We start from the raw sequence: 17,478 nt of genomic DNA on the forward strand, positions 1-17,478 counted from the left end.
GGCCCCGCCGTGCGGGCCCCGCCGTGCGGGAGGCCGCCGAGTTCTGCCTGAGCGCCGTTTCCGTGGCGGAGGAACCGGTGCCGGACGGCTTGAGCGCCGCCCGGCACCCGCGCACCGCCGTCTCGATCGGTTCTCGATCCGGGCGCTCTACGGTGTGGCCATCATGAAGGTTCGAGAGATGGCTGTGCCGGACGCCTACCACATCACGCCGCATCAGTTCCTGGACGAACGCGGCAGCTTCTACGAGTCGTTCCGGCACGACCGGCTGGCCGAGGAGATCGGCCGCCCCGTGCCGGTGGCGCAGGTGAACTACTCGGTCTCGCGCCGTCACACCCTGCGCGGGCTGCACGGCACGCTCCTGCCGCCGGGCCAGGCCAAAGTGGTGTGCGTGGTGCGCGGCGCCGTCCTCGACATCGTCGTGGACCTGCGGGTCGGATCCCCGACCTGGGGCGTGCACGAGGCGAACTGGATGTCCGCGGAGTCGGGCGAAGCACTGTTCGTCGCCGAGGGCCTGGTGCACGGCTTCCTCGCCCTCACCGACGACACCTGTGTGTCGTACCTGTGCTCCACCGGGTTCGTGCCCGGCACCCAGGTGGACATCGACCCCCTCGACCCCGAACTCGCCCTGCCCTGGGGCCTGGCGGAGACGCCCCTGATGTCGCAGAAGGACTCGTCGGCGATCTCGGTCGCCCAGGCCGGGGCAGCCGGACTCCTGGCCGGCTACGACGACTGTCTGACGCACTACACGGCGCTCCGCGACGCCGCCCGCTGACCCACTGGCCACCCGGCCCTCCCGGGCCGGCCGATACCCACCGGAGAGCCGATGCCGCCCGGCACCCCCACACCCGCCCGTCACTACGCCCTGCTGCTCTTCGCGGACTTCGGCCATGTCGCCCCCACCCTGGGAGTGGCCCGCGAACTCATCGCCCGCGGCCACCGCGTCACCTACGTCGTCGACGAGCGTTTCGCATCGCTCGTCGAGGACTGCGGCGCCCGCGCGGTCACCTACTCCTCGGCCCGCGGCGACTTCTACCGCGCTGCCGACCCGAGCCCCGACCGGCTCGCGCGCGACGGCTACGACCTCCTCGTCGACACCATCCGCACCGTCTTCCCCGCCGCCCGCGACGGTCTCGCCGCCGATCCGCCGGACGTGCTGCTCTACGACTTTGAGACGGTCGCCGCCGGCCGGGTCGCCGCCCGGGTCCTGGGCGCCGTGCCGGTGCAGGTCTGCCCGAGCCACGCGGCCAACGAGACGTTCTCGCTGCGTTCCCAGATGTGGGATCCCGGGCATCCGCTGATGGCCGAGGGAGCCAGGGTGCTCATCGACTTCATGGGCGAACACGGCATCGGGCTGGAGGAGATGGGCCGCTACGGCATCGAGTGGGATGAGCGCAACCTGGTCTTCTTGCCACGCGCCTTCCAGATCGAGGGGGACAGCTTCGACGACCGGTTCGTCTTCGTGGGCCCCACCTTCGCCGAGCCTGGACTGGGCCTGTGGGCGCCACCCTCCGACGGGCACCGCGTCGCCCTGGTTTCGCTGGGTACGGAGTCGGGAGATCGCGGCGACTTCTTCCGGCTGTGCGCGGAGGCGTTCCCCGCCGAGGACTGGCATGTCGTCATGACGCTCGGCCGGGACGTCGACCCGGCCCTTGTCGGGTCACTGCCGGCCCATGTCGAGGCCCACTCTTGGCTGCCGCACCCCGCTGTGCTGCCGCACGCTGAGGTGTTCGTGTGCCACGCGGGCATGGGCAGCCTGATGGAGTCCCTGGCTTACGGTACGCCCGTGGTGGCGCTACCCCGCGCCCATGAACTGGACCTCAGCGCACGGAGGTTGGAGGAGTGCGGGGTGGGACGCGCCCTGCCCAGGGCCGGCCTGACCGCCCGGAGCCTCGCGGACACGGTCGCCGGGCTGCTCGCCGACCCCGCGGCACCCGCCGCCCTCTCCCGGATGCGCAACGCCGTGCGCGAGGCGGGCGGCGCCACCCGCGCCGCCGACATGCTGGAGACGTGGACCGCCCAGGCTCCCGCGGCGCCCGCGGCGGGCTGAGCGCCCGGGTCCTGCTGGAAGGAGAAGGGGCCCACACCATCCGGTACCGGCCTCCTTCTTTCAGTGTGTCAGCCGACGACCGCCGCGCGGACGCACAGCACGTCCGGCAGGTGCGACACCAACTGCCGCCAGCTGTCGCCGTCGTCGGCCGACGCGTACACCTCGCCGTTGCGGTTGCCGAAGTACACGCCCGCCGGGTCGGCGTCGTCCGTGCACATCGCGTCGCGCAGCACCGTGCCGTAGTGGTTCTCCGTCGGCAGCCCCGCCGACAGCGGCTCCCAGCTCTTCCCCGCGTCGGCCGTGCGGAAGACCCGGCAGCGGTGGTCGGCCGGGACACGGTCCGCGTCGGCGTTGATCGGAAACACGTAGGCGGTGTCCCCGCGGTGCGGATGGGCGACCGCCGTGAACCCGAACGTGGAGGGCAGGCCCTCGCCGATGTCCTCCCAGTGCGCGCCCGCGTCGTCGCTGCGGTACACCCCCCAGTGGTTCTGCAGGTACAGCCGGTCGGGGGTCGCCGCGTCCCGGGTCACCTTGTGCACGCACTGCCCGAACTCCGGGTTCGGGTCCGGCAGGAACACCGCGGAGACACCGGAGTTGGAGGGAGCCCAGCTCGCCCCGCCGTCCTCGGTGCGGAACACCCCGGCGGTGGAGACGGCCACGGTCATCGCGCGCGCGTCGCGCCGGTCGGTGAGGATCGTGTGCAGCCCCTCGCCACCCCCACCCGGCACCCACCTGTCGCGGGTCGGGTGCTCCCACAGCGGCCGTACCAGTTCGAAGGTCTCTCCCCGGTCCTCGGAGCGGTACAGCGCGGCCGGTTCCGTGCCCGCGTACACCACGTCCGGCTCGGCGGCCGACGGGTGCAGCTGCCACACACGCTCCAGCGAGGCCCCGGTGTCCTTGGGGAACTTGACGGCCGGCCGGGCGGGTTCGGTCCAGGTGCGGCCGAGGTCGTCGGAGTGGAAGACGGAGGGGCCCCAGTGGGCGCTGTCGCCGCCGACGAGCAGCCGGGGGGTGTCCGTACGGGTGTCGACGGCGATCGCGTAGACGGCCTGCGCGTTGAAGTACGGGGTCGCGTCGAACTCCCAGGCGCCGCCGCGCCGCCGTCCGATGAACAGCCCCTTGCGCGTGCCTACCGTGAGCAGTACGTCAGCCATCTCGGCCACCTCCTGGACATCGTCGTCTCAGTCACGGGCCAGTCTGCACCCCACCACTGACAGTCACCCCTTGAGACGCCTTCGCAGCAGGTCAGCGGGCGTGGAGGCGGGTCGTGCACGGGCCTGGGACCGCCCGGGGCGGGGCGGGGTGACCCACGTCGCATGAGCAGGGGGAGGGCCGCCGCCGTATGGGAGAGCGGTCCGGCAGTCCTGCGTGTGCGAGGGAGGGTGCCCCCGATGGTGGCATTCCGTGGTCCGAAGGTGTGGTTGTGGCGATGGCGGCGCAACCCGCTCAGAAGGCGCAGCGACCGGCTGGAGTCCTGGGTCGTGCTGATCACCTGGGCCCTGACGCTGTTCGGCGGGGTGGCCATGGGCCTCATGGCCGCCGACTCCGTCGAGTCCGGCCTCGCCCTGCAGCGCGCCGAGTGGCGGCCCGTCGAAGCGGTCCTCACCGAGGACGCGCCGGAGCCGTCCGGCCCGAGCGGTACGGGCACGGAGAAGGTGTGGGGCAAGGTCAGCTGGACGGTGCCGGACGGCTCCGCCCACGAGGGCCAGGCCCGGGTCGATCCCGCCGCCCCGATGGGCGCCCCGGTCACCGTCTGGACGGACGCCGAGGGCCTTTTGGTCACCGAGCCCGCCAGCGAGTCCCAGGCCCGGTTGCGCGCCGCGCTCGTCGGTGGCCTCGCGGGTGTGTTCGTGGCCGCCGTGCCCTTGGTGGGCGGCCGGCTCGTGCGCGGCCGTATGGAGCGGCGGCGGATGGACCAGTGGGACGAGGAGTGGGAGCGGATCGGCCCGCTCTGGGAGCGCAAGATCTGGTGAGGACGGGCGGGGCCTGGCCGTGACGGCGATCGCCCCGCGCACGGCCGACGGCCGGACGAGGCCCGTGGGGGGAGGCTTCGTCCGGCCGCCGGGGGGACTCACCGGTGGGTGATGAGCGGTCTCACCTGTAGGTGATGTCCGAGGAGGAGTACAGGCAGTTGGTGCTGTCGGGGCCGGTGCCCGCGGTGGCGTTGTTGTTGTACTTCTGGCACGGGACGACCTTGCGGCCGCTGTCGTTGAGGATCGTGATCCTCCGCAGGGTCGCGACGTCGCCCCGGTTGACGTTGATGCCGACGAGCCGCGCGGTGGAGCCCGTCCCGGTCACCTCGATGTTGTTGAGGTTCACCTTGCGGGTGTACTGCGTGGAGCAGTCGCCGCAGGAGCGGTACAGCGTCTTGAACTCGCTGACCGCGAAGTTGGAGATGTTCAGGGTGCCGGGCCCGTTGTGCTGGAAGACCTTGTCCGCCGCCTTCTTGGCGCCCCCGCCGGTCACCGTGTACGTGGAGCCGCCGCGGAAGGTCGCCGCGTCCTCGCCGACGTCCTCCCACCACACGTTCTGCAGCGTGCAGTTGCCCTCGCAGTGGATGCCGTCGGCGCCGGGCGCGCCGATGATGACGTTCTTCAGCGTCGCGCCCGCCGCGAGCTTGAAGATCGGGTCCTGGCCCTCCTCCTGGCCGTCGCCGGCCAGGGCGCCGCTGCCGTAGTAACGCACCATGCCGCCGTCCCTGGTGCCGGACACCGAGATGGTGGAGGACACCGGCTGGCTGCTGGCGGGCGTCGGCCAGGTGGCGGCGCTCGCCGGAGTGGCCCCGCCGGTCATGATCATGCCAAACGAGAGGCTGAACGCGGCGAACGTGCCGGTCAGTGCGCGGGTGCGGGCCCGCGGGCGTGCTGCAGAAGTCATGTCCCGATTCCTTCTGTGGTCCGAGCGGATGGGGGATTCAGAGCTTTCCGGCGCCCGCGCCCGACGTCACCGAGGCGACTACGGAGGAGGCGGACTCGGCGGTGTAGCCGTAGGGCGGGGCGGTGAAGCTCCCCACCCGGGAGATCTCGGTGGCGGCCCCACCGAGGTCGTTGCCACGCAGGTTCGCGTAGCCGTCCACGTCGCTGCTGCGGTTCGTGGTGACCGCGACTCCCGTGTTGCGGAAGACGTTGTTCTCCACGAGCATCTGGGCGCCCATGCGCGCGTGGCAGGCGGTCTCGGCGCCGTCCACGTAGTTGTTGTAGAAGTGCCCGGTGCCGAAGCGCAGGCTGGGGATGCGCGAGTGGACGTTGCTGAAGTGGTTGTGATGGAACGTCACCTTCAGGTGCCCGGTGTCCTCGGAGGCGTTGTTGTCGCTGTGGCCGACGAGCGAGCCCTTGAAGTGCTCCTTGAAGGTGTTCCAGGACACCGTCACGTTGTCCGAGCCGTGGTTGATGTCCAGCAGGCCGTCGTAGTGGTCCTTGTCGTGCGTGCGGTCCGCGGAGAAGGAGTTGTGGTCGATCCACACCTTCGTGGACTCCTGGACCGTGATCCCGTCGGCGGGCGCGACCGGCTTGCTGATGTTCAGGTTACGGACGACGACATTGGTCTCCTCCTTGATCCGCAGGCCGCCGCCGGTGAACCCGGACGACGAACCCACGCCCAGCACCGTTGTGTGGGAGCCGATGTCCACCTGGCCGCTCAGCGTGATCAGGCCGTTCACGCGGATGACCTTGGCCGCGTTGCCGGTCACGGCGCTCTTGAAGGCGGCGAGCGTCGAGACCGTGACCGGGGCGGTGCTGCCGCCGCCGGTGGTCCCGGCGCCGTAGCCGACCGGGGAGGTCTCCGCCGCTCCCGCGGAGTGCGGCAGGACGAGGACGGCGGCTGTCGCCAGGGCGGCCGCCGCAGCCACCAGAGCTGATCTTTGCGTCTGTGTACGTGGGGGGACGGTACGCATGCGGGTGCGTCCCTTCAGGGAGAGCCTGTGGGGCCATGTATATGAATGAAGTTCACTCTCATGGTCGACGCGTGCGAGTGGAAGGGGAGCTGCGTGGACCTCGATGGTGCAGGTGGAGCGTTTTCCCTTGGGGTGCCTGGCTCCGGCGCGCGTTGTCCCTGGGGCGGGGCGGCTGCCGCCGGTTCACACTGCTGAACGGAACGTAGGGGGCAAGCGCTTTCTAGTCAACGCTTTGCGCAAAAGACATTGGGTCGGGCCTGGTGAGGGCGATCGACCGTGCTCGGCGGGTGCGTCGGCCGGGAGCGACAGGTCGGCGCCAGCGAATTCTTTCGACGTGTGGGAGCGCTTCCATGGCAACCATGTGCATGTCACGATGCTTCTCCCGCTGACCCGAAGCGACTTCTCGCCCACTGCCGATCCCGTCACAGGAAGGCACAACGACGTGACCCTCACCCCCCACGACCGGGCGCGCGGACCGCTGCGCTCGGTGCTCGTCGCGCTGCTGGGAGCGCTGCTGCCGTTGCTCGCGGCCACGCTCCTGACCGCGCCCGCGGCAGCCGCGGCGGCAGCGAAGGCCGAGGCCGCCCCGCGGGCCGCGCTCACCGAGATCACGGGCTTCGGCACGAACCCCAGCAACCTGCAGATGTACCTGTACGTGCCGGACAGCGTCACCGCGAACCCGGCGATCGTGGTGGCCGTGCACTACTGCACCGGCTCGGGGCCGGCGATGTACAACGGCACCGAGTACGCCTCGCTGGCCGACCGGTACGGGTTCATCGTCGTGTACCCGTCCGTCACCCGCAGCAGCAAGTGCTTCGACGTCGCCTCCCCGCAGGCGCTGACCCGCGGCGGCGGCAGTGACCCCGTGGGCATCAAGTCCATGGTCGACTGGACCGTCCGCACCTACGGTGCCGACACCGGCCGTGTCTTCGCCACCGGCATCTCCTCCGGCGCAATGATGACCAACGTCCTCCTCGGCGACTACCCCGACGTGTTCGCCGCCGGCGCCGCCTTCGCGGGTGTGCCCTTCGCCTGCTTCGCCACCACCAACGGCTCCGAGTGGAACAGCGACTGCGCCAACGGCACCATCACACGGACCCCGCAGGCCTGGGGCGACCTCGTCCGCCGCGCCCACCCCGGCTACACCGGCCCCCGGCCGCGGATGCAGCTGTGGCACGGCACCACCGACGACGTGCTGCGCTACCCGAACTTCGGTGAGGAGATCAAGCAGTGGACCAACGTGCACGGTGTCGGCCAGACACCGGCCGCCACCGACTCGCCCCAGTCCAACTGGACCCGCACCCGCTACGGCGGCACCGGTGATCGTGCTCCTGTCGAGGCCATCAGTCTCCAGGGCACCGGCCACGACGTCTACGCCCGGGGCATGGGCGAGCGCGTCCTCACCTTCTTCGGCCTCACCGGCTCCGGCCCCGCGCCGCAGCCCCCGGCCGGCCCCTGCAAGGTGACCGCCACCACCAGCTCCTGGAGCACCGGCCTGACCGCCTCCGTGACCATCACCAACACCGGTACGACCGCGGTCAACGGCTGGAAACTGGGCTTCACCCTGCCCTCCGGACAGACCGTCACCAACGGCTGGGGCGCCACGTACAGCCCGGCGAGCGGTGCCGTGACCGCGACCGACGCCACCTACAACGCCGCGATCGCGCCCGGTGCGAGCGTCAGCATCGGCTACCAGGCCAACCACACCGGCAACAGCGCCGCACCCTCGGCGTACTCGCTCAACGGGACCGCGTGCACGCGCGGTTGACCTGACCTTCGTCTCGCTCCGACCGGCCGTCCGGGCGTGCGCCTGACAGGGCGCGCACCCGGACCTCGTTCGTCCTGCCCGACCTCCGGAGAAAGGCACCGCCCTTGCAACCGCTCAACAGCCCGCAGCCCGTCAAGCCGTCCCGCGGAGCGCCGCTCGCGACCGTGATCGCCACCTGCGTCCTCGCCCTGGCCCTCGTGGTGGCGTCGTCCGCCGTGGTCGCCCTGGTCGGGAGTCCGCAGCGGACGGACGGGGCCGGCACCCGGGGCACGGCGTCGTCCGCCCGGCACTGGGTGAACACCTGGTCCGCGATGCCGCAGCTCACCGAGCCGGGCAACATGCCCCCGGCGCCGTTCACCGGGGAGCGGGCCGTACTGGTCGACACCACCCTGCGCCAGACCGTACGCGTCACGACCGGTGGCGACCGCGTCCGGCTGCGCTTCTCCAACGCCTTCGGCGGCAGCGCGCTGCCGCTGACCGCCGTGACGGTGGCCCTCCCGCTGGGCGGGCAGGCCGGGGTCGGGGCGATCGAGCCCGGCACCTCCCGGACGGTGACCTTCAGCGGCCGGGAGTCCACGACCGTCCCGGTCGGCGCCCAAGTGGTCTCCGACCCACTGGACTTCACGCTGAAGCCGGGCACCAACCTGACCGTGACGGCGTACCTGGCCGAGGGCCAGGCGTCCCTCGCCCTCACCTCGCACCCCGGCTCGCGCACCACCTCGTATCTCCGGCACGGAGACCACACCGAGGACACGGACCTCCCCGGCGCGACCCCGACCAACCACTGGTACCTGCTCAGCGACGTCGAGGTGCTGTCGCGGGCCGCCACGACCGCCGTCGCGGTCCTCGGTGACTCTCTCACCGACGGCAGGGGCTCCACCACCAACGGCAACAACCGCTGGCCAGACCAGCTCTTCGACCGCCTCCAACAGCGCCCCGGCACCCGGCATATCGCCGTGGTGAACCAGGCGGCCGGCGGCAACCGCGTCCTCAACGACGGCCTCGGTCCCAACGCCCTCGCCCGCCTGGACCGCGACATCCTTGCCCACAGCGCCGTCGAACAACTGATCGTCTTCGAGGGTGTCAACGACCTCGGCACCGCCGAGGCCACCCCCGCCGCCCAACAGCGCGTCACCGCAGACCTCATCGCCGCCTACGAGCAGATCATCGTCCGCGCCCACGCCCAGGGCATCCGCGTCCACGGCGCGACCCTCCTGCCCTTCGGCGGCAACACCCCCTACGACGACACCGCCGGACACCGCGAGGCGGCGCGGCAGGCCGTCAACACCTGGATCCGCACCAGTGGCCGCTTCGACACAGTCCTCGACTTCGACCGCGCGGTCCGCGACCCGGACAACCCGCGCCGCCTCCTGCCCGGCCTCCACGACGGCGACTGGCTGCACCTCAACCCGGAGGGCTACCGGATCCTGGCCGAGGCGGTCCCGACCCGCCTGCTGCGGCGAGGCTGAGCGGCTCACCTCGGCCGCCGGCCGGAAACCCCGCCCGGACCGACCCGCTGGTACTGCCCGGTGGCCGACGCCGACGGGGATCGAGGCCCCGGAGGCGTGGCCGTCCACGGGTGGCGGTTGCCGAGGGCCGGACCCTGGGGGACCTGAACAGTTCGGTGATTCCAGGGGGTGTTGCCCGGGCGAGTTCGACGTGTGGGTCGGTGGGGGCTGGTCGCGCGGGCCCGGTGTCCCTCAACGGGCGCCCCGGTGAGCGGCGTTCAGCAGGGACCGCCAGTCCGGGAGTTTCACCACGCCTCTGCCGAGGGAGGCGCCCAGTTCCGCCTCGGCTCTCTCTATCGCCTGCCAGCCCGACCATTCGATCGGCGTGCAGCCCTCTGCCCGCAGTGCCCTCGCCGGATCGTCCGGCACGTTCTTGCCCACGAGCTCCGACGCGTCCTCCAGCAGAGATGTCGCCGTCTCCTTGGCACAGGGACGGTTGGTGCCGATCACCCCGGTCGGGCCGCGTTTGATCCAGCCGGCCACGTACTCGCCCGGGGAGGGTACGCCTTCGCGGAGTACGCGGCCGGCGCTGTGCGGCACCGTGCCGTGGGCCGGGTCGAAGGGCAGGCCGTCGAGGGGGACGCCCCGGTAGCCGACCGAGCGGAGGACGAGTTGGGCCTCGATCTCCTCGTACCGACCGGTGCCGGTCAGACCGCCATGGCCGTCTGGTTCGGTGCGCTCCAGGCGGACGCCGCAGACCCGGTCACCGTCGGCGAGGAGTTCGACGGGGCGGAGGAAGAAGCGCAGGCGGACGCGGTGACGGCCGGACGGGGCGGGCGCGGTGGCCCAGCCGCGCAGCACCTCGACGTTGCGGCGCCGGGCGGCGGGGAGGGACGACGGGTCGACGTAGTCCGGGTCGAGTTCCAACTCGGCCGGGTTGACGGTCACTTGGGTGTCCGGGAGGGTGCCCAGCTCGCGCAGCTCCTTCGTGGTGAAGCGGGCCTGGGAAGGGCCCCGGCGGCCCACCATGTGGACACGGGTGACCTCGCTGGCGGCGAGGGAGGTGAGCGCGGCCTGGGGCATGTCCGTGGGCCTCAGCTCGGCCGCGCCGCGAGCGAGCATCCGGGTGACGTCGACGGCGACGTTGCCGACGCCGACGACCACGGCGGCCCGTGCGCCGAGGGCGAAGCCGTCGGCCGCGGCGTCCGGGTGCGCGCTGTACCAGGAGACGAACTCGGTGGCCGACCAGCTGCCGCGCAGCTCCTCGCCCGGGATGCCGAGCCGGCGGTCGGCCGCGGCGCCCACGCAGTACACGACCGCGTGGTACAGCTCCCGCAGCCGGGCGGCCGACACCCCGTCCGGGCCCACCCGGACGCCGCCGAGGAACCGGACCCGCTCGTGCTCCAGCACGGTGCGCAGATTGTTCTGCAGCGACTTGATCTTCTCGTGGTCCGGAGCCACCCCGTAGCGCACCAGACCGTACGGACACGGCAACCGGTCCAGTACGTCGACGAGCACGTCCGGGTCCTGCTGGACGAGGCTCTGGGCGGTGTAGCACCCACTCGGCCCCGACCCGACGACGGCGACACGCAGCACGGCGGAACTCCTTACGCGAGGAGATCGCTGATACCTCAAGGATCGCACCGCTGGGCCCACCGGGGGAGGGGCGTGGAGGAGAGGGGCGGGGTGCTGCGCCGTCGGGGTGCCGTACGCCCCAGGTACGCGTGGCTGTGCGCAGTGAATGTGATCATGCGCTTACGTTGCGTATGTGCTGGAAGCATCCTTTCTTAATCTTTCTGATCGCCACTGGCAGGACGGCGCGGTGACCGTGCGGCGCGCGTGGGAAGTGCAGGAGCACGACGGCGCCACGGCCTGGTTCGACGCGAGGCTGGCCTTCCCGGACGGCGCCGCGGTCGAGGTGCTCGCCGTGGTCTGCGAGGGCCGCCTGTCCCTGGAGGACGTGCGTGCCCAGCCGCCGCTGTCCCTGGACGACCTGGCGGAGCTGGCCGACTGGATCGAGAGCCCGCTGTTCGAGGCGTGCGGCACCACGCCCGAGTTCCTCGACGAGGAGCTGCCGCAGCCCCCGTACGGATCCGGGCGCCGGGCGAGGCCCGCGTGGCCGCGCGGCGTGGAGGGGCGGCGGCTGGTGGCGGAGGAGTATCTCGCGGCGCAGCGGTCCGGCTACGATCCGGTCCTCGCCGTGATGTGCGCGACGGGACACAGTCGCCGCAAGTCGCTCCGGCTGATCGCCGGGGCGCGCGACGAGGGCCTGCTCGGCCCCCGCCACGCCCGGCGCTGAGCCCGACGGACCGGGCAGGGCTCGCCGGCTACTCCGTCAGGTCGCGCATCCGGCTGATCTCCGTCGCCTGCTGGGCGATCACGTCGTCGGCCATCTCCTCGACCAGGATGTTGTTGCCCTGCGCCTTCACATCCGTGGCCATGGTGATCGCCCCCTCGTGATGAGTGATCATCAGCTTCAGGAAGAGCTGGTCGAACTTCTCACCGTCGAGTGTGCCGAGTTTCCTGAGCTGGGCGCCGGTGGCCATGCCGGGCATCGTCTCGTGGTCGTGCGAGGTGTCCCTCTTGTCGCCGTCGTGGACCTTCAGCCAGCCCTCCATGGCCTCGATCTCGGGCTTCTGGGCGGCCGAGATGCGCTCGGCGATCCGCTTCACCTGGGTCGACCTGGCGTGGCCGGGGGCGAGTTCGGTCATCTCCAACGCCTGGGTGTGGTGCACGATCATCATGCGCGCATAGTCGAAGTCCGCGGAATTCGGAGTGTCGTCCTCCGCCCGCTGCTTCTCGACTTCTTCCGGCGAGAGGGTTTGAGCGGCCTCACCGGGTTTTCCGGGGGCGATCACCGCCGGTCCGCTCGACTTGGCGGAACCGCCGTCGGGGTCCGCTTCCGACCCCGAGTCGCAGCCCGCGAGTACCAGGACGGCGGCCGTCAGCGAGGCCGTGACCAGCGGTGCGCGGGATGTGCGGCGAACGAGCACAGTGACCTCCTGGGGCACAGCAACGGGCGTACACCTTGTGAGTGTTGACGAACTTTCCTAACACGCTTTCGCTGACTGGTGATCAAATTTGTTCGTTACAAGTACATTGCCGCCTGTTGATCTGTGCATGATGAAGACGATACTTCGGAGGAGTCTGAACCGTTCAACCGCGAACGGCTACACGGGAGGACACAGTGACCCTGTTGAACAACCTTCGGACGCGGCGCAGACGTCTTGGGGTCGCCGCGACCGCGGCCGGTCTCCTGGCCGCCTTGCTCACCGCCGGGCCGGCGGCCGCGATCCCCGACCCCGGGGACTCGCCCGCCGTGCGGGAGAAGGTCTCCAAGAGTGACGCCGCCGAGGCACGGGCGGCGATAGCCGCCGGCGAGATACCCGGCCAGGACGAGATCGTCCACTCCGCCAACATCCAGCACCTGACCAACATCCCCAAGGAGGCGCTGCCGGGCACCAACTCGGACCTCGCCTTCCAGGGCAAGTACGCCTACGCCGGCAACTACGACGGCTTCCGTGTCTTCGACATCAGCGACCCGAAGGCGCCCAGGACCGTTGCCCAGGTGCTCTGCCCGGGCTCGCAGAACGACATCTCCGTCTCCGGCGACCTGCTGTTCCTGTCCACCGACTCCTCGCGCAGCGACAACTCCTGCAACAGCACCACGCAGCCCGCGACCGAGAAGTCGTCGTGGGAAGGCGTCAAGATCTTCGACATCAGCGACAAGGCACACCCGAAGTACGTCGCCGCCGTCGAGACGGCCTGCGGCTCGCACACCCACACGCTGGTGCCCGACGGCAAGAACGTCTACGTCTACGTCTCCTCGTACTCGCCGAGCGCCGCGTTCCCCGACTGCAAGCCTCCGCACGACGGCATCTCGGTCATCAAGGTGTCCCGCGAGCGCCCGGAGAGGGCGAAGGTCGTGGGCTTCCCGGTCCTCTTCCCCGGTGAGGGCGCCGACGGCGGCGGCAACCCGGGTTCGCCCACGAACCCCGGTGTCTCCAAGACCACCGGCTGCCACGACATCACGGTGCTGCCGTCGAAGGACCTGGCCGCCGGCGCCTGCATGGGTGACGGCATCCTGTTCTCCATCAAGAACCCGAAGAAGCCGAAGGTCATCGACCGCGTCCAGGACAACGTGAACTTCGCGTTCTGGCACTCGGCCACCTTCAACCAGGATGCCGACAAGGTCGTCTTCACCGACGAGTTGGGCGGCGGCGGCGCGGCCACCTGCAACGCGGCGATCGGGCCGAACCGCGGTGCCGACGGCATCTACGAGATCACCGGCAAGGGCGACAAGCGCAAGCTCGTCTTCAAGAGCTACTACAAGATCCCCCGCCACCAGGCGGACACCGAGAACTGCGTCGCCCACAACGGCTCGCTGATCCCGGTGAAGGGCAAGGACATCATGGTCCAGGCCTGGTACCAGGGCGGCGTCTCCGTCTGGGACTTCACCGACTCCGCCAACCCCGAGGAGATCGCCTACTTCGAGCGCGGTCCGATCTCCACCAGCACCCTGGTGGGCGGCGGCTCCTGGTCGGCGTACTACTACAACGGTTACATCTACTCGAACGACCTGGTGAAGGGCTTCGACGTCCTGAAGCTCGACGACCCGCGGACGGATCCGGCCAAGGGGGTCCAGATGTCCGAGCTCAACGTGCAGACGCAGCCGGACTACTTCGACGTGGAACGGTAGAAGCACCGCCACGGATCTCGGTCACCCGTCCCGCCGGGCCCTTCGGGGACCGGCGGGACACCGCGCCTGCGGACTCTTCATCGACCGGCTCACTGCGCTAGGTGTACTGCCCAGGGACATCCTGCAACTCCAGCGTCGACCCGCTGTCGGCGAACTATACTCAGCGCTTCCGGGCGGCGACCCTATGTGCTCCCGCCCGGCCGTTGTTCGTCCCGGGCCGCACGGGGGACGGTCCGGGACGGACGGTCAGCGGTGGCGAACAGCCGGTCGGCGAACGGGACTCGGGCACCGGGCCCGGCTCACATCGTGGGCCGGCGCAGGCTCGGCAGCGGACTCGGCGCCGGCAATGGGGCGGCTGCCGACGGTACCTCGTCCATCAGATCCAGCACCGGCCGCAGCCCGTCCGGCCGCTCGGCGGCGGGCAGATGATCGACGAAGTACACCCCGCACCCCAGCGCCGCCGCACCGCCGTCGGCCCGCCGGTCGTCGCCGACCATCAGGGTGTCCCGCGCGTCCACACCGAGCCCCTCGCAGGCGAGGGCGAACAGCCGCGGGTCCGGCTTCTGGATGCCGTGCTCGTACGACAGCACGTACGCGCCGACGTACGGGTCGAGGCCGTGGGCGCGGAACACCGGCCGAAGATCCCAGCCGATGTTGCTGACCACCCCGACGGCCACGCCGCGTTCCCGCAGGGCGGCGAGGACCTCGGCGGCGTCCGGGTAGGGACTCCACGCCGACGGCGTCATATGGCGGTCGTACAGCGCGTCGTGGAGCGCGGGGTCGGGGAGGGGCACCTGGCGGGAGAGGCCCGTGTAGGCGGCCCGGTGCTGCTCGGCGCTCCGGTCCCGCACCGCCCACAGTTCACCCGTCCGGCCCGTCGGCGGCTGCGCCGGGAACGCCCCGCCCGGCAGTGCGCCCGCCCTCTCCAGCGCCTCGGCCGCCCGGACCAACTCCGGGTCGGGCAGGGCCAGACCGGCGTCCGTCAGGGCCGCGCGGAGCCAGGACTCGGTGGACTCCACGCGGAAAAGGGTTCCGGAGAAGTCGAACAGCACTCCTTTGACCGTCATGCCGTCGATCCTTCGTGCCTGCCCGCGCCCGGTCAAGTACGCCTCGGGGCCTGCCACTTCTCGTACGTCAGCACTGCCAGTGCGATCGTCAGGCCGCCCAGGAGCCAGCCGCCCAGCACGTCCGACGCCCAGTGCACGCCCAGCCAGATCCGGGTCAGTCCGACGCCCACGACGGAGACGGCGGCCACCGCCAGGGCCGTCCGAATGACGACACGGCCGGCGCCGTACCGGTGCAGGAGCCACACGAGCAGACCGAGGACGACCGTGGCCGTCATGGCGTGGCCCGACGGATAGGCCGCGTAGTGGGCGGAGTCGACGGGGTCGGGCCACGCGGGCCGCTCCCGGCCGACGGCGGCCTTCAGCCCCTGCTGCATCGCCGTACCCACCGCGCAGGTGACCGCCAGCCACCCGGCGAGCCACCATTCCCGGTGGCGCCACACCAGCCAGATCGCGGCGGCCGCGACCAGCAGACGCATCGTCACCGGGTCCCAGACCCAGTCCGTCAGGACGCGGAAGGCGTGGGTGATGCCCGGTGCGTCGACGGCCCATCCGTGCGTGGTGTTCGCGATGCTCTCGTCCAGCGACATGAGCGGCCCCCAGGGGAGCGCGACCAGTACGAGCAGCAGGACGGAGGGCGCCGCGAAGGCCGCGGCGGCGCGGACGGTGCGGGTGGTCGGCGGCCGGTGGGGCGGCGCGTCGACGGTGGGGGTGTGCATACAGCGATCCTTGCCGACTTCCGGGGCCTCAGGCCAACGTCGGGGCGTGAGATCACTGTCACGCGCCGCGACCGGAGCGAAGCCGTCGCGCCGCACGTTGTCCTTGGGCTGCCCTTTGTCCTCTCTTTGCCATGTCACGACCTACCGAGTGCCCGCAAAGCGGCGACGAAAGCCACCTGCACCCGTGGGAACCCGCCGCGAGTGCCACCGGACAGGTACCCAGCAGCGGCAACGCCGCGGGGCCGTCATGAGGCGCGACCATGGGCGCGGGGTACGCGGCGCCACGGGCCGGGCCGCCGAAGTGACGCGGCCCGCGACCGGACACGGCTCAGGGGCGGGACGAACCGCTTCCGAGGCGGCCCACGGCCGGTGGTGCGGACGTCCGGGCCGCTCAGACCGTCAACAGCATGGCGAACATGCCGATGCCCATGGACAGTCGGCAGGCTCGCGCCAGCTCCGGCCGGTCACCCCAGCCGGTCGCCCGTGCGACCGGAACCCGCGCCGCCGTCGGGGCCGGTACGGGCATGAGCCGGATGCCGGCCCACAGCACGTAGCCGGCGAAGTACACCAGCAGTACCCCGGTCACCGGGGGCAGGCTCGCGCCGCCGTGGCCACCGCCCGGCGAGGCGACCATCACCGCGGCCATGTAGACCATCGCCAGCGCTCCCACCAGATGGTGCAGATGGTGCGGGCTCGTGCGGGCCGACCACAGCGCCCGCGCCGCCGCCACGCCGAACACGACCGCGTAGCCGAGCCAGGCCCAGCGCGGTGGCGCCATGGCGGCGGCGGGTACGGCCATCGCGGCCATCCCGAACCCCATCAGCGCCTCGTCGCCCGCGGCCAGGCGCTGCTCCTCGACGGCGCTGCGCATCCGCAGCAGGCAGTAGCCCCCGGTCACCGCGCACAGCGCGACCAGCAGCCAGCCGGGCGAAACCGGTCCGTGCACCGCGCACCTCCCCGTTCGACGACGTCGGTCAGTGCTGAGAGTGAGGTCGGACAGTCGGTCAGGGCATGCCCGGGCCCGATGGCGCGCATACGAGCGCAAGGGTGTACGCGGGGGAGCGCGCGGAGGTGCGAGGCCGAGACGAGAGCCACAGTGAAGAATCTATTTCACGAGTAAAACACCAGTTAAGGTTATGGCATGCTCAGCGTCAGACCTCCTCATGCCCGTCGGCTTCCGCTCTCCGGTGTCCTGCGAGTGACCCGGCCCTCCGAGATCTGGTTCAAGCCCGCGCTCGGCGTGGTCGTCGCGGCCGCCCCACCCAACCTGACGCTGCTGGCCCTCGACCGCCTCGACCTGGCGATGTACACGATGGCCGGGTCCCTGTGCGCGCTCTACGCCCACAACCGCCCGTACGCCGCCCGTGCCCGGACCCTCGCCCGCGTGGTGCTCGGCATGGTCGGCGGACTCGCACTCGCCCTGGTCGCCGCCTCGCTCACCACGAACGCGGTCGTGCTGGTCACCGTGGGCGCGCTTCTGGCCGCCGTGCAGAAGGCGCTCTGCGACGCGAGCCGGGTCGGGCCGCCCGCCAACGTCATCTTCACCTTCGTCACCTCGGCGGCCCTCTTCCTGCCCCAGCGCCTCGCCCAGGTTCCCGGTCACCTCGCCGCGTCCGCCGTCGCGGGAGCCTTGGCCTGGCTCGTGTGCATGGCCCCCGGCCTGCTCCGCCCGCACGGGCCGGAGCGCCGCGCCACGGCCCAGGCCCTGAACGCGGTGGCCGCCCACGCGGAAAGGCCCGAACGCCCGGACATCCGTACGACCGCCACGACCGCCTTGCACACCGCCTGGCAGACGCTGCTCGCCGCCGGCGCACGCACCGAGCCCCGGCGCGCCCTCGCAG

15 protein-coding genes and 1 pseudogene are annotated in these 17,478 nt (G+C 71.3%); 8 read left to right on the plus strand and 8 right to left on the minus strand.

Annotation, left to right across the window (positions count from 1 at the left end):
• Positions 1-163: 163 nt before the first annotated feature.
• Both AWZ10_RS27100 and AWZ10_RS27105 read left to right on the plus strand, forming a co-directional pair.
• Positions 164-772 (plus strand): dTDP-4-dehydrorhamnose 3,5-epimerase family protein, encoded by a 609-nt coding sequence (locus AWZ10_RS27100; RefSeq protein ID WP_060892286.1) that lies wholly within the window; start codon positions 164-166, stop codon positions 770-772.
• A gap of 51 nt (positions 773-823) precedes the next feature.
• Positions 824-2,047 carry a macrolide family glycosyltransferase gene (locus tag AWZ10_RS27105; RefSeq protein ID WP_060892279.1) on the plus strand — a complete coding sequence of 408 codons (1,224 nt, stop codon included), beginning with the start codon at positions 824-826 and terminating at the stop codon, positions 2,045-2,047.
• A 68-nt stretch (positions 2,048-2,115) separates the two neighbouring features.
• On the opposite strand, the gene AWZ10_RS27110 is transcribed toward AWZ10_RS27105, so the two are convergent.
• Positions 2,116-3,201, minus strand: a complete 1,086-nt coding sequence (locus AWZ10_RS27110; protein ID WP_046705913.1) for a WD40/YVTN/BNR-like repeat-containing protein — start codon at positions 3,199-3,201, stop codon at positions 2,116-2,118.
• A 237-nt stretch (positions 3,202-3,438) separates the two neighbouring features.
• Between AWZ10_RS27110 and AWZ10_RS27115 the strand changes: the two genes are divergently transcribed.
• Entirely contained in the window at positions 3,439-4,020 is a 582-nt protein-coding gene (locus AWZ10_RS27115; RefSeq protein WP_060892280.1) for an Rv1733c family protein, read from the plus strand.
• 121 nt (positions 4,021-4,141) lie between these two features.
• Here AWZ10_RS27115 and AWZ10_RS27120 read toward each other — a convergent pair whose 3' ends face one another.
• Both AWZ10_RS27120 and AWZ10_RS27125 read right to left on the minus strand, forming a co-directional pair.
• Positions 4,142-4,924, minus strand: coding sequence for a pectate lyase (locus AWZ10_RS27120; RefSeq protein ID WP_060892281.1), 783 nt, complete (start codon positions 4,922-4,924; stop codon positions 4,142-4,144).
• Positions 4,925-4,961: 37 nt separating this feature from the next.
• Positions 4,962-5,939, minus strand: a complete 978-nt coding sequence (locus tag AWZ10_RS27125; protein WP_060892282.1) for a pectate lyase family protein — start codon at positions 5,937-5,939, stop codon at positions 4,962-4,964.
• A 442-nt stretch (positions 5,940-6,381) separates the two neighbouring features.
• On the opposite strand from AWZ10_RS27125, the gene AWZ10_RS27130 reads away from it, so the two are divergent.
• Positions 6,382-7,707, plus strand: coding sequence for an extracellular catalytic domain type 1 short-chain-length polyhydroxyalkanoate depolymerase (locus AWZ10_RS27130; RefSeq protein ID WP_046705920.1), 1,326 nt, complete (start codon positions 6,382-6,384; stop codon positions 7,705-7,707).
• Positions 7,708-7,871: 164 nt separating this feature from the next.
• A complete protein-coding gene (locus tag AWZ10_RS27135) occupies positions 7,872-9,176 on the plus strand; it encodes an SGNH/GDSL hydrolase family protein (RefSeq protein ID WP_060892287.1) in 1,305 nt (434 codons plus the stop codon).
• Between the two features lie 231 nt (positions 9,177-9,407).
• On the opposite strand, the gene AWZ10_RS27140 is transcribed toward AWZ10_RS27135, so the two are convergent.
• Positions 9,408-10,751, minus strand: coding sequence for an FAD-dependent oxidoreductase (locus AWZ10_RS27140; RefSeq protein WP_060892283.1), 1,344 nt, complete (start codon positions 10,749-10,751; stop codon positions 9,408-9,410).
• A 226-nt stretch (positions 10,752-10,977) separates the two neighbouring features.
• Between AWZ10_RS27140 and AWZ10_RS27145 the strand changes: the two genes are divergently transcribed.
• Positions 10,978-11,454 carry a DUF6214 family protein gene (locus AWZ10_RS27145; RefSeq protein WP_046708368.1) on the plus strand — a complete coding sequence of 159 codons (477 nt, stop codon included), beginning with the start codon at positions 10,978-10,980 and terminating at the stop codon, positions 11,452-11,454.
• Positions 11,455-11,482: 28 nt separating this feature from the next.
• On the opposite strand, the gene AWZ10_RS27150 is transcribed toward AWZ10_RS27145, so the two are convergent.
• On the minus strand, positions 11,483-12,148 hold the full coding sequence (locus AWZ10_RS27150) for a DUF305 domain-containing protein (RefSeq protein ID WP_060892284.1): 666 nt from the start codon (positions 12,146-12,148) through the stop codon (positions 11,483-11,485).
• 194 nt (positions 12,149-12,342) lie between these two features.
• On the opposite strand from AWZ10_RS27150, the gene AWZ10_RS27155 reads away from it, so the two are divergent.
• Positions 12,343-13,854: an LVIVD repeat-containing protein gene (locus tag AWZ10_RS27155; protein WP_046708366.1), complete on the plus strand. Its 1,512-nt coding sequence runs from the start codon at positions 12,343-12,345 to the stop codon at positions 13,852-13,854.
• A gap of 299 nt (positions 13,855-14,153) precedes the next feature.
• On the opposite strand, the gene AWZ10_RS27160 is transcribed toward AWZ10_RS27155, so the two are convergent.
• The 3 genes from AWZ10_RS27160 to AWZ10_RS27170 all read right to left on the minus strand — a co-directional run bounded on the left by AWZ10_RS27160 (position 14,154) and on the right by AWZ10_RS27170 (position 16,583).
• Positions 14,154-14,921 carry an HAD family hydrolase gene (locus tag AWZ10_RS27160; RefSeq protein ID WP_079104452.1) on the minus strand — a complete coding sequence of 256 codons (768 nt, stop codon included), beginning with the start codon at positions 14,919-14,921 and terminating at the stop codon, positions 14,154-14,156.
• 32 nt (positions 14,922-14,953) lie between these two features.
• A complete protein-coding gene (locus AWZ10_RS27165) occupies positions 14,954-15,637 on the minus strand; it encodes a phosphatase PAP2 family protein (RefSeq protein WP_060892285.1) in 684 nt (227 codons plus the stop codon).
• Between the two features lie 391 nt (positions 15,638-16,028).
• Positions 16,029-16,583: a DUF5134 domain-containing protein gene (locus AWZ10_RS27170; protein ID WP_046708363.1), complete on the minus strand. Its 555-nt coding sequence runs from the start codon at positions 16,581-16,583 to the stop codon at positions 16,029-16,031.
• A gap of 195 nt (positions 16,584-16,778) precedes the next feature.
• On the opposite strand from AWZ10_RS27170, the pseudogene AWZ10_RS27175 reads away from it, so the two are divergent.
• Positions 16,779-17,478, plus strand: a pseudogene (locus tag AWZ10_RS27175) (FUSC family protein); the annotation flags it as partial.

Origin of the sequence: Streptomyces europaeiscabiei, from assembly GCF_001550375.1 — a bacterium.
GTDB lineage: Bacteria > Actinomycetota > Actinomycetes > Streptomycetales > Streptomycetaceae > Streptomyces > Streptomyces europaeiscabiei.